The sequence below is a fragment of the Pirellulales bacterium genome (assembly GCA_035656635.1).
Classification (GTDB): Bacteria; Planctomycetota; Planctomycetia; order Pirellulales; family JADZDJ01; genus DATJYL01.
Genome location: DASRSD010000121.1, coordinates 1 through 24,149 on the forward strand (window position 1 = coordinate 1; position 24,149 = coordinate 24,149).

The 24,149-nt window shown below is 54.6% G+C and carries 23 protein-coding genes; 8 read left to right on the forward strand and 15 right to left on the reverse strand.

Annotated features, from left to right (window positions below; translation table 11 throughout):
* Positions 1–73 precede the first annotated feature (73 nt).
* On the reverse strand, positions 74–1,657 hold the full coding sequence (locus tag VFE46_11130) for a cytochrome B6 (protein ID HZZ28545.1): 1,584 nt from the start codon (positions 1,655–1,657) through the stop codon (positions 74–76).
* A gap of 324 nt (positions 1,658–1,981) precedes the next feature.
* On the opposite strand from VFE46_11130, the gene VFE46_11135 reads away from it, so the two are divergent.
* Positions 1,982–2,212 (forward strand): hypothetical protein, encoded by a 231-nt coding sequence (locus VFE46_11135; GenBank protein ID HZZ28546.1) that lies wholly within the window; start codon positions 1,982–1,984, stop codon positions 2,210–2,212.
* Positions 2,213–2,243: 31 nt separating this feature from the next.
* On the opposite strand, the gene VFE46_11140 is transcribed toward VFE46_11135, so the two are convergent.
* The 4 genes from VFE46_11140 to VFE46_11155 all read right to left on the reverse strand — a co-directional run bounded on the left by VFE46_11140 (position 2,244) and on the right by VFE46_11155 (position 6,556).
* A complete protein-coding gene (locus VFE46_11140) occupies positions 2,244–3,794 on the reverse strand; it encodes an FAD-dependent oxidoreductase (GenBank protein HZZ28547.1) in 1,551 nt (516 codons plus the stop codon).
* Positions 3,795–3,905: 111 nt separating this feature from the next.
* A complete protein-coding gene (locus tag VFE46_11145) occupies positions 3,906–4,565 on the reverse strand; it encodes an isochorismatase family cysteine hydrolase (GenBank protein ID HZZ28548.1) in 660 nt (219 codons plus the stop codon).
* A 2-nt stretch (positions 4,566–4,567) separates the two neighbouring features.
* The gene (locus VFE46_11150) at positions 4,568–5,659 is read right to left on the reverse strand and encodes a hypothetical protein (GenBank protein HZZ28549.1); all 1,092 of its coding nucleotides are present in this window, start codon (positions 5,657–5,659) and stop codon (positions 4,568–4,570) included.
* A 9-nt stretch (positions 5,660–5,668) separates the two neighbouring features.
* Positions 5,669–6,556: a Ku protein gene (locus tag VFE46_11155; protein HZZ28550.1), complete on the reverse strand. Its 888-nt coding sequence runs from the start codon at positions 6,554–6,556 to the stop codon at positions 5,669–5,671.
* Positions 6,557–7,136: 580 nt separating this feature from the next.
* On the opposite strand from VFE46_11155, the gene VFE46_11160 reads away from it, so the two are divergent.
* A complete protein-coding gene (locus VFE46_11160) occupies positions 7,137–8,336 on the forward strand; it encodes an FAD-dependent oxidoreductase (GenBank protein HZZ28551.1) in 1,200 nt (399 codons plus the stop codon).
* 15 nt (positions 8,337–8,351) lie between these two features.
* On the opposite strand, the gene VFE46_11165 is transcribed toward VFE46_11160, so the two are convergent.
* From VFE46_11165 to VFE46_11195, 7 genes are all read right to left on the reverse strand, one after another.
* Positions 8,352–8,531: a hypothetical protein gene (locus VFE46_11165; protein ID HZZ28552.1), complete on the reverse strand. Its 180-nt coding sequence runs from the start codon at positions 8,529–8,531 to the stop codon at positions 8,352–8,354.
* 46 nt (positions 8,532–8,577) lie between these two features.
* Complete coding sequence (locus VFE46_11170; protein HZZ28553.1) at positions 8,578–9,870, reverse strand: DEAD/DEAH box helicase; 1,293 nt, start codon at positions 9,868–9,870, stop codon at positions 8,578–8,580.
* A gap of 496 nt (positions 9,871–10,366) precedes the next feature.
* Positions 10,367–10,579 (reverse strand): hypothetical protein, encoded by a 213-nt coding sequence (locus tag VFE46_11175; GenBank protein HZZ28554.1) that lies wholly within the window; start codon positions 10,577–10,579, stop codon positions 10,367–10,369.
* Between the two features lie 113 nt (positions 10,580–10,692).
* A complete protein-coding gene (locus tag VFE46_11180) occupies positions 10,693–10,920 on the reverse strand; it encodes a hypothetical protein (GenBank protein HZZ28555.1) in 228 nt (75 codons plus the stop codon).
* A gap of 354 nt (positions 10,921–11,274) precedes the next feature.
* Entirely contained in the window at positions 11,275–11,529 is a 255-nt protein-coding gene (locus VFE46_11185) for a hypothetical protein (GenBank protein ID HZZ28556.1), read from the reverse strand.
* Between the two features lie 90 nt (positions 11,530–11,619).
* Positions 11,620–11,937: an RNA-binding protein gene (locus tag VFE46_11190; GenBank protein HZZ28557.1), complete on the reverse strand. Its 318-nt coding sequence runs from the start codon at positions 11,935–11,937 to the stop codon at positions 11,620–11,622.
* Between the two features lie 289 nt (positions 11,938–12,226).
* The gene (locus VFE46_11195; GenBank protein HZZ28558.1) at positions 12,227–13,840 is read right to left on the reverse strand and encodes a B12-binding domain-containing radical SAM protein; all 1,614 of its coding nucleotides are present in this window, start codon (positions 13,838–13,840) and stop codon (positions 12,227–12,229) included.
* A 1,019-nt stretch (positions 13,841–14,859) separates the two neighbouring features.
* Between VFE46_11195 and VFE46_11200 the strand changes: the two genes are divergently transcribed.
* The 5 genes from VFE46_11200 to VFE46_11220 all read left to right on the forward strand — a co-directional run bounded on the left by VFE46_11200 (position 14,860) and on the right by VFE46_11220 (position 22,505).
* Positions 14,860–16,536 (forward strand): efflux RND transporter periplasmic adaptor subunit, encoded by a 1,677-nt coding sequence (locus VFE46_11200; GenBank protein ID HZZ28559.1) that lies wholly within the window; start codon positions 14,860–14,862, stop codon positions 16,534–16,536.
* A 44-nt stretch (positions 16,537–16,580) separates the two neighbouring features.
* The gene (locus VFE46_11205; GenBank protein HZZ28560.1) at positions 16,581–19,712 is read left to right on the forward strand and encodes a CusA/CzcA family heavy metal efflux RND transporter; all 3,132 of its coding nucleotides are present in this window, start codon (positions 16,581–16,583) and stop codon (positions 19,710–19,712) included.
* A 29-nt stretch (positions 19,713–19,741) separates the two neighbouring features.
* Positions 19,742–20,083: an RND transporter gene (locus tag VFE46_11210; GenBank protein ID HZZ28561.1), complete on the forward strand. Its 342-nt coding sequence runs from the start codon at positions 19,742–19,744 to the stop codon at positions 20,081–20,083.
* A 44-nt stretch (positions 20,084–20,127) separates the two neighbouring features.
* Positions 20,128–21,519, forward strand: a complete 1,392-nt coding sequence (locus VFE46_11215) for a TolC family protein (GenBank protein HZZ28562.1) — start codon at positions 20,128–20,130, stop codon at positions 21,517–21,519.
* 224 nt (positions 21,520–21,743) lie between these two features.
* Complete coding sequence (locus tag VFE46_11220; protein ID HZZ28563.1) at positions 21,744–22,505, forward strand: dockerin type I domain-containing protein; 762 nt, start codon at positions 21,744–21,746, stop codon at positions 22,503–22,505.
* 78 nt (positions 22,506–22,583) lie between these two features.
* On the opposite strand, the gene VFE46_11225 is transcribed toward VFE46_11220, so the two are convergent.
* The 3 genes from VFE46_11225 to VFE46_11235 are packed head-to-tail and all read right to left on the reverse strand — an operon-like array spanning position 22,584 to position 23,819.
* Positions 22,584–22,748 (reverse strand): hypothetical protein, encoded by a 165-nt coding sequence (locus tag VFE46_11225; protein HZZ28564.1) that lies wholly within the window; start codon positions 22,746–22,748, stop codon positions 22,584–22,586.
* A gap of 10 nt (positions 22,749–22,758) precedes the next feature.
* Complete coding sequence (locus VFE46_11230) at positions 22,759–23,286, reverse strand: inorganic diphosphatase (GenBank protein HZZ28565.1); 528 nt, start codon at positions 23,284–23,286, stop codon at positions 22,759–22,761.
* Between the two features lie 29 nt (positions 23,287–23,315).
* Positions 23,316–23,819 (reverse strand): ferritin-like domain-containing protein, encoded by a 504-nt coding sequence (locus tag VFE46_11235; GenBank protein HZZ28566.1) that lies wholly within the window; start codon positions 23,817–23,819, stop codon positions 23,316–23,318.
* Positions 23,820–23,935: 116 nt separating this feature from the next.
* Between VFE46_11235 and VFE46_11240 the strand changes: the two genes are divergently transcribed.
* Entirely contained in the window at positions 23,936–24,121 is a 186-nt protein-coding gene (locus VFE46_11240) for a hypothetical protein (GenBank protein ID HZZ28567.1), read from the forward strand.
* The last annotated feature ends 28 nt before the right edge of the window (positions 24,122–24,149 follow it).

A 24,149-nucleotide genomic window follows, 5' to 3' on the forward strand; every position in this document is an offset into this window, starting at 1 on the left:
CCGCGCCAGCCTGCATAAGTCCAGCCCGAAGTTCCGATGTAGCACCCAATATCCGCCGCACTCGTCACCATGTTTACAACTGCCGCATAAAGGCCACCAGATCGGTCTTCTCTTGTTTGTTGAGCTGCAACTGGAGCACCAGGTTAAAAAACTCGACGGTGTCTTCCAAGGTCAGGCAGCGACCATCATGCAGGTACGGTGGGCTGTCTTTAATTCCGCGTAGTGTGAACGTTTTGATCTCGCCATCCGGCGCGTCGTTGGTGAACCGCTCGAGGTGCAGATCCTGCATCAAATTGTTTAAATAGAACGGTGCTGGGTGACAGACTCCACACTTGGCTTTACCAAAAAATAGCTGTTCGCCACGCAGTTCACTTGGGGTGGCTTTGGAAGCAATCAAGTGCCCCAGCTCGTCCAGTTTTGGCGCCGGAGGAAAATCGAACATATTTTGCATTTGCGTCATGTGGCTCACCTGAATGCGATCGAGAATATTCATTCCTTTTTTAATCGCATGGATTTCGTCGCCGTTAAAGTACGCGGTGCGTTGCTCGAACTCTGTAAAATCTTCCACCGATCGCAAGCTGCGCTTGGAGCCATGAATTTGCTGTTGTGCCACGCCGCGCAAGCTAACGGTGTCGAGTCGAAATCTTCGATTTTCAGGTCGAGTGTCGGGGTTCAGGTGAAATTGTCCGGTCGTATGCCCGTTCACGTGACAATCCAGGCATGTCACACCCAGGCTGGGTTGCAGCGACTTGCGGTCGTCTGTCGGGTTGAACTCCTCTTGCGGAAACGGCGTTAGCAGCAAACGCAATCCATCCAACTGAACGGGTGTCAGGATGTCTTTGAAGAGCCGGTAATAGTTGTTGATCGAAACGACTTCTCCGCGAGAGACATCGCCCAATTCCGGCCGACTTCGCAAAAAGATCGCCGGCGGAAACTCCGGCAGGAATACCTCCGGTAAGTCGAAATCAATGTCGTAGCGCTGCAACCGAGGAAACATTTGGATTTGAACTTGCGGAAATACCTGGCCGCCGGGTGTTTGCTTGGGATGCGGCAGCGCCAGATAGGGAAACAAATTTTGGCGACGGATTTCCGCCGGATCCATTTTGGCAAGCTCGTCGAACGTCAGGTTGTTTGGCAACCGGGCTGTCGGCCCAACAGCTAGCGGCTTGCCACGACTCATTTTTGCCGCTGCATCGAAATGCGGCGTTAAATCATAGTGTTGTTCCAAATAACGTTGCTGCTCCTGCATCACCTTGGGCTTGGCCTCGATATCTGCGTGCATAATGGCATCGAGAGTTTCCAGAGGCTTCATGGCGTTCAAGGGATCGCGATAGAAATCGAACCCGCGAATCTGCCCCTCGTCAGGCTGATGTTTGAACTGCAGCGATGAATTCTGTGCTTCCGCAGCCGAAAACTCTTTCGATTGATCATGATCAGAAAGCTGTTGCTCAGGACGTTCTTGCCGCACTGCCTGCGGGGTTTGAGCATTTTGAATTGCGTCGTGATTGCGAGCCGGAGTTGATGGATTTTGTCCTGCCGCTGCCGGCGGTTGGGGCGCTGCAGGGGTACGGCCTGGTTGCGGTTGTGTTTGCCCGTAGGCGACACCAATTGGAAACAACAAAGTGGCCGTTATCAAACCAAGTAACCGGGTGGACATTGCTGGTTCTCCTCTCATAAATGTGGGCCACCTTTCCTGCACAGTCCGTGCCGAATATTCGCGCCTGCTGACTGGCGTCGCTTGGAAGGGGGCTTTCCCTTCAATTAGGGGCATTCATCCAGCGGGGCTATTCGACATCCCGCTCATTTCAGCCGCTATTTGAGCCGGGGATGGCCAATTTGGAGCAATTGTGAACGTTCGGCGTTCAATGGGAAAGTTTGGCGGCTTTCACTTCTGTTCGGGTAGGTGCTTGTCTTTGCTGCCCAGTAGAGGGCATGGAAATTGCATTCCACTTCCGACTAGCGATCGACGGAGAGAAATGCCATGAGGATCGAGAACTTAAAAGTTGGTGATACGGTCGGCCTCCAATATGAAAGCGGCAAACGTATCAGTGCAGCCCAAATCATGTATGTGGGCTCAACATGCTATCAACTCTCGAACGGATTGCTCTATCGGCGAATTGGTGGTCGTTGCGTTCAAGGCGCCCTCGGAGGCACGCTTGTGCTGGGAATGAACGCAGAGGGCGATGATTTGGCTCTTCCCTCGCAGAATTGAGTTTGCGATATGGCGCCGTCTATTCCGGCAGTCAACCGGCTTGCGCCTGCTTCGCAACGCGTTTTGGCTTGCCGTTCCGGGATACTTTCACCGGCTCCAAGAAACTTTCGGCAGGACCTGCCAGTACCGAACCATCGACTTGGAAACGCGAGCCGTGGCAAGGGCAATCCCAAGTACTTTCCGCTTTGTTCCAATGGACAATGCAGCCTAGGTGGGTGCAGTGGGCCGAGACCGCGTGAATTTTTCCTTCGGCATCGCGTGCGCAGGCCACTCGCTGGCCATCGAGTTTCAAAATCTTGCCTTCGCCTGCTTTCACCTGGCTGACCGAATCGCCCTCAGCGGGCGTCAATCGATCTTTGAGAAAGTAATACGGGAAGTCAACATTTTCGGCCAAATAATCCCAAGTGCCGCCACGAATTTTCTTGCGATCGACCGCGAATAGTTGCTTCCAAGGATTTTCTTTTCCCAGGGCTGCATCGCGGGCCATTCGCGCCGCCAGGGTGCCAAAAGTCATGCCATTTCCTGCGAAGCCGGTGGCGACGAATTGCCGTTTCTCCGTTTCGCCGATGTAGGGAAGTCCATCGTTGGTTTCGATCACCTGTCCCGACCATTGCCGGTCCACATTGGCGCGAGGGATTATTCGAAGCAAAGTCTTCTTTAAATCGCGAAACCGCTCCGCCGTATTGGGCGCTTGGCCAGTCTTATGATCGTTGCCGCCGAAGATGACGTAATCGTACGTTTTTCCAGATTCCACGCGCAGATAGTAGTAAGGATCGGAAGTGTCCCAAAACGAAGCTTCCGGCAAATAATTCTTTGGCACTTTCGCGCCGAGGACATACGAGGTGTAAGGATACAGTTTGGTTTGAAACAGCGTCGCACTCACAATGCCGGTCTTCCCCGTGATCGGCACATGCGTGGCGATTACGAGGTATTTCGCTTTGACCTGAAAATCGTTGGCCACAGCGCGCAGCGGTTTTTCGCGGATTTCGCTGACCTTGCTGTTTTCAAAAATCGCCGAACCGCCGCCATCGATTCGCTTGGCCAAGGCGTAAATGTATTTCAGCGGATGGAATTTTGCCTGATTGGGAAACTGCACGCCAGGAATGTCGAAGTACGGCACTTGCTCCAGATAGCGGGCCGGAAAACCCAACTTGCTTGCCGCCTGGGCGTCTTTCTTTAACCGGCGGTCCGTTGCTTGACGGAACGGCGCAGTTAGAAAGCCGGGGACACGCTTGAAATCGCAATCGATGTGTTCCTCGTTCACAATCGACTCGATCATGTCCACGGCCAGCGCGCCTGCTTCCAAGACAAGGCTGGCTACCCGCTCACCAAAAGTGCTGACCAATTTGGAAATCCGTAGATCGAGAACATAGGTGAGATGTGCGGTCGTAAGCCCGGTGTCAACAGATCCAATTCGACGGTGTTCTAACAGGCAGACTTTCTTTCCGGCCTTCTTGAGCAGATAGGCGGTGGTGATGCCTGTGATTCCCCCGCCCACCACAACCACGTCGAAACTCGCATCTTGCTTGAGCTGGGGAAATCGTGGGCGGCGAATCGCTTGCCACAGAGGTTCTGTCTTCATAGCGCACCAGGTGCTTGGATAGATCGATTGTCAACGTCCGACTCTAAAATGCACATGCCGTGCCGAGATCATCAAACCGCGAATTGATTCGACGTCCGGCCAACATTCTGGCTAACGGGGTTTGGAGCTGGCGCCATGGCTGCCGCCGGGCTTGCGCCGTCGCGGAATCTTTTGCCCATGACAGCTCAACTTTTTCAAATCCAGTTTGCTATGCAAATGGGTATTGGCTTTGAGGATCCGTCGGATCTGCGACAGCGCTGCATCGTTCTCGGAAACTGTGTTCGCCCCCACGCAGTCACGAGGAACAATCACGGTCAAATCACGCAGATAGGCATCGTTCGCGGTGAACAATACGCAGATGTTGGTGGCAAAGCCCGTCAAAATTACGGTCCGGACTCCTAAATCGTCTAACAAAATCTCCAGCGCGGTGCAATAAAACCCAGAGTGCTTCGGCTTAAGCACGAAATAATCGTCTGCCTCGGGTTTGAGCAATTCTGCCACGGGCCTGCCGCGAGACTCCGGCGCCAAACAGTGTTTCACTAATCGCGTGAAGTCGGATCGCCAGCGCCCGAAATTATCGTTGGCGTAAATTACGGGCATTCCGGCAGCCTTTGCTTGGGCTTTCAATTTTCGGATGCAATGAGCAGCGGGGATCGCTTGTTTCAACAATTCTGAGGCTTCGGGAAAATCAAAATCGTTGATCACGTCGATCAAGATCAACGCCGTTGCTGCTTTTTCGATCTTCTCGCCATGTAAATATTTGGCCGGCATAATTAGGGAGTCATTGTGCGCCGACGGTTGGATTGCTCGCCGTTGGTGCTTGGAGCGCGATAGGCCTTTAACAAGCGGAGGAGGGCCACCTCGTCCTGCCGTAATCCATATTTTCCGTGGCCGTTAGGGTGCTTGTATTGGAACAGTTCTCGGAATCGATTTTTTTCTGCGGTGGAAAGCAGCATGGGGTGAATGTAGCTGTTTCGGCAGACCATCGGCGTATTGCCGAGCTGCTTGGCAACATCTTTAACTGCGGCGGCTAGTTTTGATTGAGTAATCGATTCGGATCTGCTCAGCAGTTTCGCGGCGGAAAGAGTACCGGCCCAGGTGCGAAAATCCTTTGCGGTAAACTCCTCGCCGGTGATCTCATGCAGGTATTCATTGACCTGCCCGGAATGAATACCGCGTGGTTGACCATCCTCGTCCAGGTATTCGAAAAGATTGTGGCCGGGAAGCTCCTGGCATCGTTTCACGATTTTGGCCACCTTTTTATCGCTGATCGCGATGGCGTGCGCCTTGCCGCTTTTTCCGCGAAATTGAAAGCGAACCATGGAACCCGACACTTGGGCATGCCGATTTTTAAAGGTCGTCAGCCCAAATGAATTGTTCGCGCGAGCATATTCATCGTTGCCGACACGAATAAGGCTCTCTTCCAATAACCGGACCACCGTAGCCAGCACTTTGGTGCGCGTGATTCCGGCCTGCCGTAAATCGTGTGTCACCCTGCGGCGAATTCGGGGTAGGGCGCGGCCAAATGCGGCCATCCGATCGAACTTCTTGCAGTCTCGAATGCTTCGCCACCGCGGATGGTAGAGATATTGTTTGCGGCCGCGCGCGTCACGGCCCGTGGCCTGCAAATGGCCTGTGGCAGCCGTGCAAATCCAGATATCTGACCAAGCAGGAGGAATTACCAGATGATGGATGCGCGCTAGCGTGGCGGCACTGCGTATCCGCCTTCCTTTCGAATTCTGGTAAACAAAGCCTTTGCCATTGCGAATGCGCTGAATTCCTGGGACAGAATCTGTCGTATAGACTAATGCAGCATCTCGAGCTGCACGGTGGGCCGCGATCGAAGAGTCAGACTTGGTGGGCATAGCGATGGGTCAAGCTCTTTTTTTCGCTCTAGATTTTCTATGGTTATTTCGGGCAACTTTATGATTTCGAGTTCGCGCGCCGGCGTGCTCCACACTTCGCTTGAGGGCGTCCATCAAGTTAATGACTTCCGGCTCTTCTTCCTCGGGCGCTGAGATTTGGACACCTTTCTTTTTGGCTTCGATGGCCTGCTTCACTTTTTGGCGATAGCGATCCTTGTAATCACTGAAGTCGAATTTACCTTCATGCCAACTGGTGATTAGTTGTTCGGCCAATCGTAACTTACGAGAGTTGGCTTCGGGTCTGGCAAAGTCGCTCTTGATTTCGGCCGGCTTGCGGATCTCCGCATCGTAATTGAGCATCGACATGGTAAGCACACCATCGAGTGGCCGAACCAATGCCAATTGTTCTCGGCCAGAGAACACCACTTGTCCGATGCCGCACTTATGCTGGCGCTCCATCGCGGCTTCCAACAGCGCGTAGGGCTCGTTCGAGCTAGTACCCGAGGGAATGAGATAATACATTCGTCCGTCAAAGTAGATCGGGTCAATCTCATCGGCGCTGATAAACGCATCCAGAGTCAATGCGCGCTCGCTCTGGGTTCGTAATTCGTCCAGTTCTTCCTTGTCGAATTCCACATATTTTCCCTTGGTGTATTCGTAGCCTTCGACGATCTCATCGTTGGGGACTTCGCCATGTTTCGGGCATACTTTGGCGTAATGAATGCGCTGATGATCAGGCTCGTGGAGGAGATGAAAGTGGACCTCCGCCTTTTCTTTGATCTCTGCATTCACGGCTTGCACTTCGAAGGACACCAACCCGAAGCGTAATTGGCCGCGCCAACTGGCCCGATGCTTGGACCGGGTTGTGGACTTTCGTTTCCGTCGCTTGGTAGCCATGGAATAGTTCCTTTAAGCGTCTGACACTGTCGGGGTTCAATTATTCGTTCCCTCGCGCGGTCCATAATGCAATTGCTGGCGCGTCGGTTAGGGCCCAAAGTTATCATCGCAAAATTAGGACCGACAAGGCCGTTCGATTACTCAGATGAGACAACGCCCGGCTTAAGGTGGACGACCAGCAACAAAATGGATTTGTGGAAGGTAGAACGAGAAAGCGAGAATTGAGAAATATCGCTTGGCCTGTCTGCAAAGTGTTTGATTTTGGAATGCTCGATCCCAGGTTTGAACGACGGGGGCCATCACTCCGCGTCGATGATCGTTAACCGCTCAGGTTGGAAGTTGCCAAGACAGTTGGCCGCCGGCCTGTCTTCTAGTATCCCATCCGGCGGAGGTCCAGCAAACGGACCGGCAAAGGTTACTTTCCCGAAACACAGTAGGCCGTGTACCCGAGTGAGGCAGCGCTTGCTGCACTCCTAGCCAGCTACTACCATTTAGCAGCACATCGAGTCTGGTTCTGCAACGAGGTCGCAATTTTGGTAGCGTTCGTCAACGACGCATTTCCATTTCCAGGCGCCGTCACGTGAAGCTTCGATCGGGAAAACCGTATTGGTACGAAATTTCTACCGATCGATTGAATCTACCTGCATTGTCCGGCGACATCGCCTGTCAGGTTGCTGTGTTGGGAGCTGGCATAACTGGCGCGCTCGTGGCCGATCATTTGTTGAAAAGCGGCCTGCACGTGATTTTGTTGGATCGGCACGAGGTTGGCCAAGGAAGTACCGCGGCCAGCACCGGCCTATTGCAGTACGAAGTCGATACGCCTCTCGTCAGTTTAATTAAGCGGGTCGGCGAACAGCACGCCGTGCACGCCTACCGTCGCGGCCTTGCGGCAATCGACGAAATCGAAAGCCTCGTGCATGAACTCGATGATGATTGCGGTTTCTCGCGCCGCAAAAGTCTTTATTTTGCCAGTACGTGCTGGCATCAGCGGCGTCTGCGGCGTGAATACGAATGCCAGCGGCAACATGGATTCGATGTGGAATATTTAAACCGGCAACAGCTTGCCGATATTTCATCCATTCCTGCGGCCGCTGCGCTGCGGTCGGGTGGAGACGCACAGATCGATCCATTTCGCTTCACCCAGCAGTTGGTGCAGGCCGGTCTTCGACGGAATCTACAAGCATTCTCCAATACTGACGTGCAAAGCATTGAAGAACTTCATGACCGCGTCTTGCTGCAGGCTGGAACGGGTACAATTTCGGCCGACTTCATTGTGTATGCAACAGGCTATGAATCGGAGAGGCACTTGAAGTCACCGACAGCAAATCTCAACAGTACCTACGCGGTGACTAGCCAAGCAGGTTTGTCCATCCAGGGTTGGCCGGAAGATTGTTTGATATGGGAAACAGCTCGGCCATATTTCTATGCCCGTCGCACCGAGGACGGCCGTGCCATGATCGGCGGCGAAGACACCGAATTCTCAAATGATCATGATCGGGACGGATTGGTAGATCGGAAAATCGGCAAGTTAGTCGCCAGATTTCATGCGCTCTTTCCCAACACTGAATTCAGTCCCGAGTATGCCTGGGCCGGCACCTTTGCGGAAACGAAAGATGGCTTGGCGTATATTGGGCAGCCGACCACTCGACCCAGAGCGTACTTTGCGCTTGGCTACGGCGGCAATGGAATCACATTCAGCATGATCGCCGCGAAACTGATTAACGACTTAATTCTTGGACGGCCTAATCGCGACGCCGAAGTATTTAAGTTTGGACGTTAATCGACTTTGGCGACTTTACTTGGCGGCCCGCCGCTTGTGAATTTCTTCAAGCTCCGCGCCAAGTCGAACTCGCAATGGATTCTCCGGACTTAATTTACCGAGCAGCGCCTTCGCCTCGGCTAATACGGCGCTGGAAATTTCTCGTCCCGAGAAGAGTTTTCGCCACAGGGTGGTAACGTCGCGTTCGCTCAACATTTCTGGGACCTCATCGTCGTCGAAGAATTATTTTCGCATGGCCGGGTTAATTTGCCGCGGCGAAGTTGGCGGCAAACCTTTTTCCTTTTCGCTTGGCAAAGTGGGATTGACCGTTACGACCCCGCGAGCGCTGATTTGCTTTTGCAGGGCGGTTGCCACGAGACCGATGCCCGCCAAAACGCCGCTCGTTTGACGCCGGATTCGAGGGGGCATGGTACGGATGGTCGACTTCCACCGGCAGCGATCGCCGCACAAGCTTCTCGATCGCCCGTAACGCGCCGCGTTCGCTAAAGTCGCAGAAGGAAAGCGCGACGCCATCGGCCCCCGCTCGACCCGTACGACCGATGCGGTGCACATACGCCTCCGGCTCGATCGGCAAGTCGTAGTTGATCACGTGGCTGATGCCGTCGACGTCGATGCCGCGCGACGCCAAATCGGTGGCCACCAACACTCGCAGCGTGCCGCGGCGGAATTGCAGCAGGGCGCGCTCGCGCGCCGATTGCGATTTGTTGCCGTGGATGCAATCGGCCGCCACGCCCGCGTGGTTCAATTGTTGCGCCACCTTATCGGCGCCGTGCTTGGTGCGTGTGAAAATCAGCACGCGCTGGTAATTGCCCGCCACAAGCAATTTGTTGAGCAATGCGCGTTTATTCGGCCGATCGACGAACAGCACCCGCTGTTCGATGCGGTCGACCGTAGTGGCCGGCGGCGTAATGGTCACGCGCACCGGATCGCTGAGCAGGCTCCGCGCCAATCCTGCAATCGTCTCCGGCATTGTGGCCGAAAAGAACAGCGACTGTCGCTGCGGCGGCAACTTGGCGATGATTCTTTTCAAGTCGGGCAAAAAGCCCATATCCAGCATGCGGTCAGCTTCGTCGAGCACGAAGATTTGGAGCTGATCCAGCCGCACGTGCCCTTGTTGCAGCAAGTCCAGCAAACGGCCGGGCGTAGCAATGAGCACATGCACGCCGTGCGCCAGGGCCCGCACCTGCGGCTGCTGGCCAACGCCGCCGAACACGACGGTGTGGCGGAAGCGTAAATGCCGGCCATACGTGGCAAAGCTTTGTCCAATTTGCGAGGCCAGTTCGCGCGTCGGCGACAGTACCAGCACCCGCGGCGCCCGCGGTTGAGCGGGTCGCCGAACGGCATCAACCTGGTGCAAGATCGGCAATGCAAAGGCCGCTGTCTTGCCCGTGCCGGTTTGGGCACAGCCGAGTAAATCTCGCCCGGCAATGATCTGCGGAATCGACTGCAGCTGGATGGGAGTAGGAGTTTGATAACCTTCGGAAACAACCGCCCGCACAATGGGCTCAGCGAGCCCCAATTCACAAAAACTCAATGGATGGGTCCTTTACAGAATTCTCAGGACCGAATGGGCGAAGCGCGGGTTGCGCTGCAATTTTAGAAAGGCCATTGGACCTGGCAAGAATCCAATTGGCCTAAATGCCCAGAGGATCAAGTAGTTACAGTATATCACATTCAAGGGAAAAAGCTATGGGGCGTGGGTAGTGATGCATTTTGCAGTGAACTGCATCGGGTGGCCGGGGTCGAGTGCCACCGAGCCCCCGGAATGCTGCCCGCTGGGGGCTCCCTTCGGTCGACCCCAGCCACCCTGCGGAAGCAAAGTGCATCACGACCGGGGCGTGGTCGTCTCCTAATTTGGCCACTCATCGATGTAGCGACGGCCGTCCTTAGCCGTTTTTGTTCAAGAAACAGCAGGCGTCGGGGGACAGACGCCACTACATTTTTCAAATTAGACGACTACACACCGGAGTACTTGTGTCACAACCGTCGTCTTTATTCAAAGGTGTGCAAGCATGGTGTGAGCATCGGCTCTAAGTGTGCCACTCGTAGTCACCTTCGTGGCCAGCCGCCAAACCGAACGCAAGGCGATCCGCAATTTTGCGAACAATATCCTTCGGCACGCAGTTCTTCGGACTGCACTGATAGCGTCGCGTTTCCAATGCCGGCGTCTCCGGCTTGGTGATGCCTCGAAAACGGACTCTTCCAACTTCCACACCGTTTCGAATCACTTCAACTTGATGCATGGCAAGTTTCTCCGATGAGTGGAGCGACCGACTAAATGATTCGAGATCCTTTAGCCACGTCGCAAACAGTGGTCACCGCCTAACCTGGCGTTAGACAGGCTTAAAGTACCACCTTATTTGATAATGCTTAATCTCGTGTAATTCGCGCGGACGTATTCGTCAGCATCCTCCAGAGATTCAAAGATCGCCGCTTCCATGATATTGGCTGACCAAACCGTGCCGGTCCACACTTGGTACGGCTCATTCAGCCGCCGAGGGGGACGTGTGCTGATCACGCCGGGTTCCGTGTGATCGGAACTAATGACGAATTGTTCTCCCTGCTTGCGCGTTAAAATACCCATGGTTCGCTCAGCATTCTTCCTTGCTACGATTCGAGCGTAATTGGCGAGCGCACTTCGTACCTGGTCTTTCCATTCACTTTTTGTGATAGCTCCTTCACCAGGCAATCTCTGCGACATTGGGCAATGGTCAATCCATACGGGATCCAAGCTCCCGCGGCAAATTCAAAGGTATTCCGATCCGCGTCTTCCATCAGCACGAATGCTTTTCCATATTGGGTGGGCGGCTTCGGCTGAATTGGCAATGCTACCTCGCGTCGCACCTCATCGCGTTTACGGACCGTCGCCGATCTATTTGGCTTCCGCTGGAACCGATTGTTCGGACGCTTCACTTAAACCTCTTTTCACTAGGTGGCATCAACCTCGGATCGATAACGGCTTTTCATTCTGCGCATCTGCGCACATCCGCCAGAACTGCTCGTACGAACCGGCCTTGCGGAGGATTGTTATCAGAAAGTCTCGCGTCCCTTCGGCGGTCCGCTGCCCATGCTGAACGGAAATCGTCCGCTCGTTGGCGGTCACTTGCAAATCGTCAAAGACAGCTTCTCGTCCAAACTTTTCGACGAGGGCCGTTTTCACCGCAACGGCAGCGTAATCAATGTCGCGCAACATTGGCGACTCCTTTGCAAATTGCCAAGCCAAACACACCCTCGGTCGGCGTTTGGCATCCTTGACCAACCCAAGCCAGGCAGCGGCCGATAGTTAACGTCGAAAGCCGCCGCTGCGCCCGCCGCCGCCGCGATTTCCACCATATCCGCCGCCGGGTCGCGCTTCGCGCGGCTTGGCCTCATTGACTTTCAATGCCCGGCCTCCTTGCTCCGTATCGTTCAACGCGCGAATTGCCTCTTGGGCGGCGTTGTCGTCGGCCATTTCCACAAATCCAAAGCCCTTGCTTCGGCCGGTATCGCGATCTTGAATGACCTCGGCGCTTTTCACTTCGCCAAATGACGCAAACATCGCTTCTAAACTCGCATTGTCGACGTCGAAGCTCAAATTACCCACATAAAGTTTCTTACCCACGATAAAACTCCTACTACGGAGGGTTGCGGCCAATTATTCTTTCCAGGCCGCTCGAAAGGGACCAGCATGTTGGTCCGCCAGGTGGGAATGCGAGAGAGGCGGCAGCAGAGGGTTCCTGGGTGGAACCAATAAGCCGCTGATTCATGTCGTCAGACCGACCACATATAAGTATAGCTTGTTCGCCGGAGAAAAACAGCTCAATTCCTGGCTATTTTACTCCCGGGATCTCGTTCAACGCGCGCCGAAGACGAAGATTGCAGCCTAAATTGACCCATTCGGGTAATCATTTTCAGAGCGTGTTATATGCTCGTAATCTACCGGCGGTCAGCTCCCGTGTGAACTTGTAAAAGTGCCAATGCGTCACACAACGATTCATGAACTGCGCGAAACCAATAATTCCTGGGCGATGCTTCAGGTTGCGGACGAAAAAATACTTCAGGTAAACGCCCCCCACCGAGATCAATGAGCCGTCCCGCAACAGCGCCCAAAACAATGACCAAAGCAGCGTGATTCCGAACCATAAGGTGGGTAGCTTTTTACCTTCGCCAGCCTTTCGGCAAATTTCGGCTCGCCGCTGAAGAAACTCCTGGGACTCGCAGACTTTGAAGTAGCGATCGAAGAACGCCGCGGGGGTATATAGCCGCTCGACCAATTTCCAGTAGCCGCTTCGCAATTCGTCTCGACTCATCAATTTTGGAACGATGTTGCAGCTGGGATCTTCCTCAACTAAACGCCCTTCTCGCTGCAGCCGCTGGTACAGGGGTGTTTTGGGAATGGCCTGGAGCATGCCAACCATGGCCAACGTAATTCCGTTTTCTTGGATGAAGCGGTACTGATCATCAAAAATGTTCAAATCGTCGCTGTCGAAGCCAACAATGAATCCAGCGTTGATATCGAGCCCCGCTTTTTGAATTCGACCAAGCTTGGCTGACTGCGAGTCACCGCGCAGGTTTTGAAACTTTTTCGTCTCCTTTAACGACTCCATGCGCGGGGTCTCGATCCCGATGAACACGCTGCGGATGTTGGCTCGATACATTAAATCGAGCAGCTCCGCATCATCGGCCAGATCAATGCTCGCTTCGGTCGTCAGGCGGATTGGGTAACCGTGTTGCTCCATCCAAGGAATGAGCAAATGCAACAGCGCTTTGGCCTTTCGCTTGTCGCCAATGAAGTTGTCGTCCACGATGAACGCGGAATGGAATCCTGCGTGGCGCATGTCATCGAGTTCCGCCACCAGCTGAGCGGGATCCTTGACCCTTGGTCGCCGACCGAAAATGACAATAATGTCGCAAAACTCGCATTGAAAGGGACAGCCGCGCGAATATTGCAGCGCGCCCGATGCATAGCGATCGACTTTGAGCAGGTCGAAGCGCGGCGCCGGCACCGTGGTCATGTCGGTCGGCGTGGATTGCTCGTAGCGCGGGAGCGTGGTCTTACCCCGTGCGAAATCATCTAAAAATTGCGGCCACGTGGTTTCCGCTTCGCCGATGAATTTCGTATCGCACAAACCATCGAAAAACTCTTCCTGGACGGATACGAACGGTCCTCCCACGACGGTGAATATGTTCAATTCTTGGAGCCGGATAAGAATTTCACGGGTGCGATTTTTCTGAACATTCATCCCGGTCACGCCCACGATGTCGTAGCCCCGCATGGATTCCCAATCGATCTCCTCCACGTTTTCGTCGAGAAGATACACATTGTGTTCTCCGCAGAGTCCAGCGACCGCGCTCAGCGAGCCGGAGATCATCGTGCTGCGCTTGTTGCCCGGATAAAGCGGGAGCGCGAATTCGAATCCCCAATAGGACGGCTCAAAGCGCGGGTTGATCAGGCAGATGGATAGTTTTTTCAGTCGCTGATCGGAGCTAGCATTGGTTGCAGCTACCTCGATAAGTGCTTCCATTCGAACAATTCCTAAGCTGATTGCGATTATCCCTGCAGTCACGCTAGGGCATTGGATCGAATCGGCGGAAAATATGATAGTGGAATATGGGCTATTTATTACGTTGATCGGGATAGCATTGGTATTGAGCTTAAGCCAAATCGCTTGGCGGGAACAATTTGATAGCTAGCGCCGCCAATTCTCAAGCTGTCGTAATTCAAGCTGTCATCGTTCTAGCTGATTCAGCTCGATGTCAGCTGGCAGTCTGTTGCCGAGTAAAATGTTGCCGCGGCCTGCTCGAATGGCGCTGTCGGCAAATCGATTTTGCTCCGCTCGGTTGTGGCCCGCGCGAGATCATCACCACAAAATAAGCGTCTGGCAGATGCAACAGGGTGAACGATTGCGTCACGCAGCCAGCGATCTTGTGTGCGGAAAAGCTAGGCTGATTTTACGGTTTATTCGGCAAGTCCACTTGACCGGCCGGTCGATGATCACAAGGATAAGGAGTGTTGATTTAAGCAAGCTATGCAAGCAATTCTCGCTCACCTCCTGGCTGCTACAGTACTCATCCAATCATCGTTTGGATGTTGCCGGCTCGAATTCTCCGGGAAAGACAGGACGGCGAAAGTTGCTTGCTGTGCTGATTGCTGCCAGCGGGCCCCACAAAATCACAAATCCGATGCGCCATTAGGCAGCAAAGCCAACTGCAAGGGCGTTTGCACCTATGTGTCCACTGGAAAACCGCAAGTGGAGGCACCACACGCTTCGTTCAGCTTAGCTTTGGCCGCGACAAATTCTTCGGAGCCGAGTTTAGCAAACTTTGTTCCACTGTGGCGGGCACTTGATGGACCGAAGGAATCGCCCCCCGCACGGTTGCATGTTCTCAATCAAATCTGGCTGATTTGATTTTCTTCTTATACGCCATCCACTTTGGGATGGGTTAGCTCGGCACTCTGCTGAGTGTGTCTGCGTCGTCCGGCAGTAGCAATAGGTCTTTTTTTACCGCTTCGTTGCGTTTTGAAGCCCTGGGAGCATTCGGCATGTCGTTATTCACTTCTACTCGTCGCAAAATCATTCCCAAGCCGCATACCAGCGTACCTGCCGGGCCGATCAATCCGTCCGCCAAAGTGCGCTTGAATCGCAATTGGCTTCGAGGCAGCTTCTCCACTTTGTTTGTGATCGGAATGTTGGGAGCAATCGCGGCCTGGGGACATGCCACCGATTGGACCTTGCCGAAGTTTTCTGCACTGTTTTTCGGCGGCAAGAACGCACCGAATGCTTGCATCGTAGACGGCGAAGGATGGTGCCAGGAACACAATGTTCCCGAAGCAATTTGCATTGAATGCGATCAGAAGCTCGTCCCGCCACTGCCCGATTATGGCTGGTGTGCGGAACATGGCATCTCGGAATGCCCGCTGCATCATCCCGACATTGCACAACTCAAAGAAACGCCGCACATCAGCGATCAGGATTTTCAACGCGCCCATCGGGCTTTGGCGCTCCTGCCCAGAGCGGAGAACAGCAGCCGGTGCAAAAACTATCAGAAGCGAATTCAATTTGCCTCCGTGGAAGCGATGGATAAAACCGGCCTGGATATTGCCGTCGTCGATCAAGCTCCAATCATCGAAGCCCTCTGTGCCAACGGCGAAATTATTTACGACCAGACACATTTAGCGCATTTAGCGAGTCGCGTTACGGGAACCGTCTGGCGAGTTGAAAACCAAGTTGGCCAGCCAGTCCGCCAAGGGGACGTGCTGGCGCTCATTGATTCCGCCGACGTGGGAAAAGCGAAGGCCGATCTGCTGCAGGCGATCACCGGAGTGCGGCTCCGCCAAGAAAACGTAACTCGATTACAACCATTGGCTGCCGAGGGAGCCGTGCCTGGCAAGCAACTCCGCGAAGCCGAGGCCGCACTCCAGGAGGCCCAAATTCGCTTGCTTAGTGCCGAGCAAACTCTAACGAACCTGGGAATGCCCGTTGAAACCGATCAATTCGATCGGCTAAGCACGCAGCAAATCGCCAAGCAAATCCAATTTTTGGGCCTGCCGGCTACGATCACCGCCGGTCTGGAAAAAGACGCAACCTCGAATCTCTTTCCTCTGCGGTCGCCGCTGGATGGCGTGGTTGTCGATTGCAAAGTTGTACCGGGCGAGTCGGTGGATACAACAGCAACCATCTTCGGAGTCGCCGATTTGACTCGCATGTGGCTCATGCTTGATGTCCGCCAAGAAGATGCCGGCCGCATTTCCTTCGGACAACCCGTCCTGTTTCAAGCGTCCGATGCGAAGTCACAACCCGTCGCAGGGAATGTCGCTTGGATTAGCACGGAGGCAGACGATAAAACTCGCACCGTTAAAGTTCGGGTCGATTTACCGAATCCCGACCACAAGCTCCGATCCAACACGTTTGGCTCGGGCCGCGTTGTGTTGCGTGATGAGCCCAGTGCCATGGTGGTTCCGACGGAAGCAGTGCATACCGATGGCGATTGCAGCATCGTTTTTGTGCGCGACAAAAACTTCCTGCAAGATGGTTCACTGAAGTTCTTCCACGTCCGCGAGGTGCGGGTCGGCGTTCAAGATGGCGGAACGTCGGAAATCATTGCCGGCTTGCTGCCCGGCGAAGTGGTAGCGTGCAAAAACAGCATGGTCTTGGAAGCCCAATTGCTCAAAAGCAATCTGGGGGCTGGCTGTGCCTGTTGTGCCGCAGCCAAAAAGTAAGCCGCCGGTGGTGTCACATTATTTCGGCCCGATGGTGAGAAAATATGGATCTTCTCAATCGCATCATTGACTTTTCCTTGCGGCATCGGTTCCTCGTGGTGCTTGGAGCCGTCGTGTTTGCCGTCGCAGGCAGCTTGTCATTGCGCTATCTAGATATCGATGCCTTTCCCGACACCACCCCGGTGCAAGTTCAAATCAACACGGTCGCCCCCGCGTTGGGGCCCGAGGAAGTGGAGCAGCGGATTACGTTTCCCATTGAGCAAGCCATCGGTGGCTTGCCTGGCCTGGAGCAAATGCGCTCGATTTCTAAATTTGGATTGTCGCAAGTGGTGGTGACGTTCAAAGATGGAACTGATATTTATTTCGGCCGCCAGCTCATCAACGAGCGGTTGGCAACCGTCGAGCTGGCCGAAGGCATCGAGCGCCCCAAGATGGGGCCAGTCGCAACCGGGCTGGGCGAAGTATTCCATTACGTCGTTCGCACGGCGGGCAACGACGTAACCCAGGCCCGAACCATTCACGATTGGGTCGTTAAGCCCAAGATGCGAACGGTCAAAGGCGCGGCGGAAATCAATAGCTGGGGAGGCTATGAAAAGCAGTACCAAATTCGCATCAATCCCACGTTGCTCGTCAAATACGCTCTGACGTTCGACGAAGTGGTCCGGGCCGTGGAGCAAAACAATCAGAATGTCGGCGGCGGAATGGTACACGAAGGCACGCAGGCCGTCCTCGTGCAAGGCGTCGGACGAACCAGCAATCTCGAGCAACTGAAACGCATCGTCGTTACGGCCAAAGATGGCGTGCCCATTCAAGTGGGCGACGTGGCCGATGTAACCATTGGCTCGGAAATTCGCCGGGGCGCCGTCACGGCCGATGGCCAAGGCGAAGTGGTCCTGGGCTTGGGCTTCATGCTGATGGGTGAAAACACCCACGAAGTCACGTCCCACATGAAAGCGCGCCTCAATGAAATCAAGCAAACGCTGCCGGCCAACGCCACCATCACGCCGGTTTACGACCGCACCCAGCTGGTCGATCAAGTAATCAACACGGTTAAAAGCAACTTGTTTGAAGGGGGCCTGTTGGTCATCGCCGTCCTGTTCGCCTTTCTCGGAAACTTGCGGGCAGCCGCGATTGTGGCCCTGGCAATTCCGCTTTCCATGCTGTTTGCATTCTGCGGAATGCTGCGATTTGGAATCTCCGCCAGCTTGCTCAGCTTAGGCGCCATCGATTTCGGAATGATTGTCGATAGCTCGGTAGTGATGGTGGAGAATTGCGTTCGCCATCTCGCTCACAGCGACAACCGACAACGCAAAATGGTCGACGTGGTGCGCGAGGCAGCCGTGGAAGTCCGCAAGCCCACCATGTTCGGAGAGCTCATCATTATGATTGTTTACTTGCCGATTCTGACACTGGAAGGAATCGAAGGCAAGCTGTTTCGCCCGATGGCCTTGACCGTGATCTTCGCCTTGATGGGCTCGTTAGTTTTGTCGCTCACGTTGATGCCCGTGCTGGCTAGCCTGGTGCTTCCTCGCCGCCTGGAGGAACGGGAACCGCTCTTGATGCGCGCCATCAAGGCGGTTTATGTGCCAATCTTGCACCTGGCGATGCGGTTCAAGCTCGTCGTCATCGGACTGGCCGCGGGCTTGATGCTGATTGCCTTCGGAATCGTGGCGCCGAACCTCGGCTCCGAATTTGTTCCGCGATTATCGGAAGGCGCCTTGGCAATTAGCGTGGTGCGGCTAACCGGCACCACTGTGGAAGATTCCATCAAGTACAACACGCAAATGGAAAGGGTGGTGCTGGCGGAATTCCCCGATGAAGTCGAGCACGTTTGGAGCCGCATCGGCTGCGCGGAAATTGCGACCGATCCCATGGGCATCGAGCTCACCGACATGTTCATCACGCTAAAGCCCCGCAGCCAGTGGCAGAAAGCGCATACCCAAGCGGACCTGACGGACCTTATCGAGAAGCAACTGCGCGATCTTCCTGGCCAGCGGCTGGAATTTCTACAGCCCATTGAAATGCGCATGAACGAAATGGTTACCGGCGTTCGCTCCGACCTGGCGGTCAAGTTATACGGCGACGATTTAGACGTGCTGGTTGCCAAAGGAAAAGAAATTGAAGCCATTCTGAACGAAATTCCCGGCAGCGCCGACGTCGCCAGCGAGCAAGTCACCGGCCAGCCCGTCTTGCAAATCAAGCTCAACCAAGCGGAATTGGCGCGCTACGGCGTGCCAGCCAAAGTGGTGACCGACATCATCGAGTCGATCGGCTCCAAGCCGGTCGGCGAAGTCATCGAAGGGCAACTGCGGTTTCCTCTGGTAATTCGCTTGCCGGAAGAAATGCGCGCTGGCGTAAGTGGAATTGGCTCGATCACCGTTCCCACGGCCTCCGGCGAGCGGCTGCCGCTCTCGCGCTTGGCCGATATTCGCGTGCTGGAAGGGCCGTCGGAAATTGCCCGCGAATGGGGCCAGCGGCGAATCACCGTTTCCGCCAACGTCCGCAATCGTGACATGGGCAGTTTTGTGGCGGAAGCCGAACAGAAGATGAAAGAAAAATTTACGCTGCCGCCGGGCCGGTATTTCTACGAGTTTGGCGGCCAGTTCGAGCATCTAGAGCGTGCGAAAACTCGGCTCTTCATCGTCGTGCCGGTTTCGCTGTTGTTGATTTTCGGATTGCTGTACATCACTTACCAGAATTGGATCGATGTGCTGCGCGTGTTTACCGCCGTGCCATTCGGTTGGATCGGCGGGATATTCGCCCTGTGGATTCGCGATATGCCGTTTTCCATTTCGGCGGCCATCGGCTTCATTGCGTTATCCGGCGTGGCGGTTTTAGATGCCATGATTTTGGTCAGCTACATCCGGCAACTGCGTGCCAGAGGCATTCCGCTGGAGCAGGCTGTGGAAGATGCCGCCACAACTCGGCTGCGGCCTGTGCTTATGACCACGCTGGTTGCCAGCCTGGGCTTTATTCCCATGGCCTTCAGCACCGGCATGGGCGCGGAAGTTCAGCGGCCGCTGGCAACCGTTGTAATCGGCGGCGTAATCAGCGCCATGCTGATGTCCTTGCTAGTGCTGCGTGTGCTTTATCTGCTCTTCGATTCGCCCAGCCAAGGTGGCGGAAGACAAGACGATTTTGAAGAATTGCAACGCCTCTCGCATTCCGAGGCTTAGTAAAACAGTTGAAAGGAGTCAGGGTTATGATGAAAAGTCTCATGCTGTTCGGTGCGTTGGTAGTGATCTGTATCACGACAACTGGCTGCGGAAAGTACTCGGCCAACGATGTTCAGAGTGACACGGAAAAAGTATCGACAGAAAGCAAATCGGACGGCTGGTGGTGCAATGAGCATGGTGTGCCGGAAGAAATCTGTGCCCAATGCAGTGAAAAACTCGCCAAGGAATACAAAGCGAAAGGGGATTGGTGTCAGAAGCATGACCGGCCCGAATCGCAATGCTTCCTTTGCCATCCTGAGCTCGAAGCCAAGTTCGCGGCAGTGTACGAAGCGAAGTACGGAAAGAAGCCCCCCAAGCCGTCCGCCGATTAAAAGTTGGATCGACAGTTCATAAGTTCGGTGCAAGGGAGTGCACGATGAGAATTGTCTTAATATGGATGCTGCTAGCGTGCGTACCAGCGGTGGTATGCGCACAAGGCAATCCAGGGACAATGGATGTTCCTGCGATTGTGAATGTTCCTGCGATTGTCCCCTTGCCGCCAGTGGTGCCGCAGGTTTCCTCGGCTGGATTGATCCCAGTGCTGCAAAGCCAATCGCCAACAGAAATCGTGCCGCCCGGCAGGCCCAGCGGCAGTCCTGCAATTTTCACGCTCGCAGACCTGGAAGGCATTGCGCTAACGAATAATCCCTCGCTGGCGACGGCCCGTGCCCGCATTCAAGCTGCCAAAGGCGAGTGGCTGCAAGTGGGCTTGCCGCCCAATCCAACCGGCGGCTATTCGGCGGCAGAGATTGGCGACGAAGGAAAAGCGGGTCAACAAGGCGGCGTCATTGGGCAAGAAATTGTTTTAGGCCACAAGCTCAAATTGAATCGCGCCGTGGCCTCGCAAGACATTAAGCGTGCCGAGCAAGAATGGGAAGCCCAGCGGCTTCGCGTAATCAACGACGTTCGCATTCAGTTCTACAACGTCTTAATCGCCCAGCAAAAAGTCCAACTGGCCGAAAAGTTGGTGGGCATCGGGCAGCAAGGAACCGAAGCGGCACAAAATCTTTATAAGGCGCAAGAAGTTGGCCTGGCGGACGTTTTACAAGCGCGGATTGAAGCGAGCACCGCGCGCATCATGGCGGAAAACGCCGGCAATGAGCAGTTGACCGCCTGGAGAATTCTGACCGCGGCCTTAGGAATGCCGGATTTAACCGTCACCCCGCTGGCCGGCGACATGCGGGAAGGCATTGCGAGGATTGGTTGGCCTGGTGCACTGCAAAAGATTCTGGCTTCGAGTCCTGAGTTAGCCGCCGCTCAAGCCAATGTGGAGCGTGCCCGGTATGCAATTGATCGAGCCCGCGCCGAGCCAATTCCGAATGTCAATTTGCAAGTCACAGGGCAGCACGACAATGCTACTTCGGACAACATCGTCGGCGTGCAGGCGGTGTTGCCCATTCCCGTCTGGAATCGGAACCAAGGCGGAATCTCCAAGGCGGAGGCGGAATTTGCCGCCGCCAAAAGTGAAGTGGCCCGAACGCAACTGGCGCTCCAGCAACGACTCGCTGTCGTTTATGGGCGTTATGCAAACGCATTTCAGCAAGTCCAGCGATACGAACAAGACATCCTGCCCGATGCCCAATCATCGCTCGACCTGGTGAATGCGGGCTACAAGCAATCGCAGTTCAGCTACCTCAATCTGTTGACGGCCCAGCGAACTTACTTTCAAACCAATCTCGCCTACCTTGATGCTCTCCGCCAATTGCGCGAAAGCGCGGTAGAAATCGACGGTCTATTATTGCGCGGCAGTTTGCAGCAGGGGGAGTAGGCTGAGCAAGTGGTCGCCTACTTTGGCATTCCGCCGATGTAGCGACGGCCATCGAAAGCTCGACGGATTGCCCTTGAATTGCCCTGTAGCCTTGGCGGCCTCGCCAGCGCCGGCTGGAACGCGCCCGGCGACATGGCGTATATGCAATTCGCTTGCAATGTTTGTCGGCGCCGATTACGATAACCAACTCCAAGCAATCAGGTTCACCCCGCGTAAATCGCTCGATGCAAGCGGCAAAAACCAGCACGCTGTGGTTGATCTCAATGGCCATCCTGGGCGCGTGGTCGGCCGCACCTGCCGCCGCGACACTTTGGTCGGGCCCCGATCTCACTTACGCTCAGCCCGCACCTGATCCAACCGACCCGGCAAATCAAGATCGCCTCGCGCCAAACGTTTGGCTCACCCGAGCAGCAACGCAAGGTTTATTCAACGTAGCGAGTGAGACTTTCTACACCCACGATTCCAGCCCGGCCGATACGGAATGGGCGTACGGCGATTTGGCAAATTATGCTTCTCTGAGTTTTAGCCCGTGGGAAATTTGGAACGGGAAAAATCCGCCTTCGATGGTCGATCAATCGGCCGTTTTGCATTTGATTTCGGAAAACATTTATCTGTCGATCGAATTCACTTCCTGGGGAGGCCCAGGTGGAGGCTTTTCTTACGTCCGCTCCACACCGCTGGTGGGCGATTTCAATCAAGACGGACACGTCGACGCCGCCGATATTCCGGCAATGGAGCTGGCGCTGGCCAATCTTCCGTCCTATGAATCGACCTACAGCGTCACCGAGACCGCCCTTCCCAGCTTCAGCGATATCAATGGCGATGGCAAATTCAATAATCCCGATTTGCAAGCGTTGCTGAACTCACTCCAATCTGGCGGCGGCTCTCTGCTGGCCGTGCCGGAGCCCTCTTGTGCGGTGTTGTTCGGACTGGCTTCCGCCATTTGCCTGTGCTGGCGATGTGGAGCGAAGGAGCGTCAACAATAGCTGGTTCGCGGCATGGTGGGCTCGGAATGCGGAATTTTGCCGCCGCCTTGCGCCTGTCCCGCATCACATTTCCATCCCTTACTGCGTGATCTCGTTTTCCTTCGAGCGCCCTTCTCGCTTGCGTAGCTCTTTGGTCTCTTTCGCGGCGACCTTTGTTGCATTTTTTTCATCGCGCCCGCGAGATTCTTCATTGTGTTTTAGCGCTTCGAACCGATGTTTGTCCTGCTGATTCTCTGTTTTCATGTTGCTCTCCCTATTTCGTTTTGTGGAATCGTTGCCTGGCTCTCTTGAGGATGCGCATGGCGAGCCTCGGACCATGCACGCCGCGGATGTGATATTTTTTCCCTTTCAGGGAATGGTAGGAAACAAAAAAGTGTTCGTACTCGGTCAATAATCGGGGATCGATGTCGCGGTGCGATCGTAGTTTCTTGTAGTTTGTTTCTGCGGCCGCCACGGCGATGATCCGATCGTTTCTAATTCTTCGCCCGTTCCTGCCTTGCTCCGCCTGGATGATGCCGATCACCCTGGCCTGGACCAGACAGCCGGGAAATGCCTGCTCGTCCATTAACAGCACCACGTCCAAAGGGTCGCCGTCGGGGGCGGCCGTTTGTGGCAGGAAACCAAAATCGAAAGGAAATGCCGTGCCCGCGGGCAACACCTTCGACAGCTTGAAACAGTCCCGGGCCTCGTCGTACTTGAATTTATTGCGCCTGCCTTTGGGCGTTTCCACAATCACATTTAATAACTTTTTCCGATCATCAACGGGAGTGACATTTCGCATTTCAATTTTGATCCGCCTTTTCTGGTTTTTTATTTACTACTGCCGGCCTGGGCTTCCGCGTTGACTTCGCTTTCGGCCAGCTCGGTCAATTTCTGGTCCGTTTCCTTTTCCTCGTTCAACGTTTCTTCGAGCAAGCTGACGACGTCGCTTTGCCCTAGCCGTTCCGCCAGCGCCTTCGCCGTTCCGTAGGCCGCAATTTCATAGTGTTCCACTTTCTGGGCGGCGCCGATCAAGGCCGCATCCTTCACGCTGGGCGAACCCTCTTCCGCCAACAGGTCTGAGCCTTCCTCAATCAACCCTTCCATGCCTTTGCAATGTTCCGCCCGTGGAGACTTCGAGAGCAGGGAGAATGCTTTTTCCAGGCGGTCCACGTGCGTTTTGGTTTGTTCCAGATGTTCTTCAATTGCCGAGCGCAAGGCCTCGCTTTCCGCGCCTTTGGCCATTTTGGGCAAGGCTTTGACGAGCTGTTTTTCCGCACTGAGCAAATCTTTCAACTCGTGAATGAGCAAATTATCGAGCGATTCAAGTTTCATGGTTTGGTCCTTTCGGTGGGAGAAAAAAATCGCGTCGGATTTTTCCCTAGCAAAAAATGCGCCAAGGCATGTTGTTTGCTTTTGTGTAATTTTGGGCCAAGTCATAGGAGAAATAGATGGCAATATGGCATACCGGAAAACGAGAATTGATCGACACGGGCACAGACAAGCGTTACGTACGGCGCGATAAAAAAGGCCGCTTCCACGAATCAGACGATGTGGGCCGATCGTTGACCGCCGACCGTCGACACCAAGCGAAAACGAAAGTAAAACCGGGCTACGGCGATCGCGGAGATCGCTAGGATTTTGGCCCACACACGACCCGACTGA

Bases quoted from the DNA above. Each gene is read 5' to 3' on its own strand.
- VFE46_11145 (HZZ28548.1), bottom strand. From the start codon at position 4,565: ATGCCGGCCAAATATTTACATGGCGAGAAGATCGAAAAAGCAGCAACG.
- VFE46_11150 (HZZ28549.1), bottom strand. From the start codon at position 5,659: ATGCCCACCAAGTCTGACTCTTCGATCGCGGCCCACCGTGCAGCTCGA.
- VFE46_11220 (HZZ28563.1), top strand. From the start codon at position 21,744: ATGCAAGCGGCAAAAACCAGCACGCTGTGGTTGATCTCAATGGCCATC.
- VFE46_11195 (HZZ28558.1), bottom strand. From the start codon at position 13,840: ATGGAAGCACTTATCGAGGTAGCTGCAACCAATGCTAGCTCCGATCAG.
- VFE46_11140 (HZZ28547.1), bottom strand. From the start codon at position 3,794: ATGAAGACAGAACCTCTGTGGCAAGCGATTCGCCGCCCACGATTTCCC.
- VFE46_11210 (HZZ28561.1), top strand. From the start codon at position 19,742: ATGAAAAGTCTCATGCTGTTCGGTGCGTTGGTAGTGATCTGTATCACG.
- VFE46_11135 (HZZ28546.1), top strand. From the start codon at position 1,982: ATGAGGATCGAGAACTTAAAAGTTGGTGATACGGTCGGCCTCCAATAT.
- VFE46_11185 (HZZ28556.1), bottom strand. From the start codon at position 11,529: ATGTTGCGCGACATTGATTACGCTGCCGTTGCGGTGAAAACGGCCCTC.
- VFE46_11130 (HZZ28545.1), bottom strand. From the start codon at position 1,657: ATGTCCACCCGGTTACTTGGTTTGATAACGGCCACTTTGTTGTTTCCA.
- VFE46_11205 (HZZ28560.1), top strand. From the start codon at position 16,581: ATGGATCTTCTCAATCGCATCATTGACTTTTCCTTGCGGCATCGGTTC.
- VFE46_11240 (HZZ28567.1), top strand. From the start codon at position 23,936: ATGGCAATATGGCATACCGGAAAACGAGAATTGATCGACACGGGCACA.
- VFE46_11225 (HZZ28564.1), bottom strand. From the start codon at position 22,748: ATGAAAACAGAGAATCAGCAGGACAAACATCGGTTCGAAGCGCTAAAA.
- VFE46_11215 (HZZ28562.1), top strand. From the start codon at position 20,128: ATGAGAATTGTCTTAATATGGATGCTGCTAGCGTGCGTACCAGCGGTG.
- VFE46_11165 (HZZ28552.1), bottom strand. From the start codon at position 8,531: ATGTTGAGCGAACGCGACGTTACCACCCTGTGGCGAAAACTCTTCTCG.
- VFE46_11200 (HZZ28559.1), top strand. From the start codon at position 14,860: ATGTCGTTATTCACTTCTACTCGTCGCAAAATCATTCCCAAGCCGCAT.
- VFE46_11175 (HZZ28554.1), bottom strand. From the start codon at position 10,579: ATGCATCAAGTTGAAGTGATTCGAAACGGTGTGGAAGTTGGAAGAGTC.
- VFE46_11235 (HZZ28566.1), bottom strand. From the start codon at position 23,819: ATGAAACTTGAATCGCTCGATAATTTGCTCATTCACGAGTTGAAAGAT.
- VFE46_11180 (HZZ28555.1), bottom strand. From the start codon at position 10,920: ATGGGTATTTTAACGCGCAAGCAGGGAGAACAATTCGTCATTAGTTCC.
- VFE46_11155 (HZZ28550.1), bottom strand. From the start codon at position 6,556: ATGGCTACCAAGCGACGGAAACGAAAGTCCACAACCCGGTCCAAGCAT.
- VFE46_11230 (HZZ28565.1), bottom strand. From the start codon at position 23,286: ATGCGAAATGTCACTCCCGTTGATGATCGGAAAAAGTTATTAAATGTG.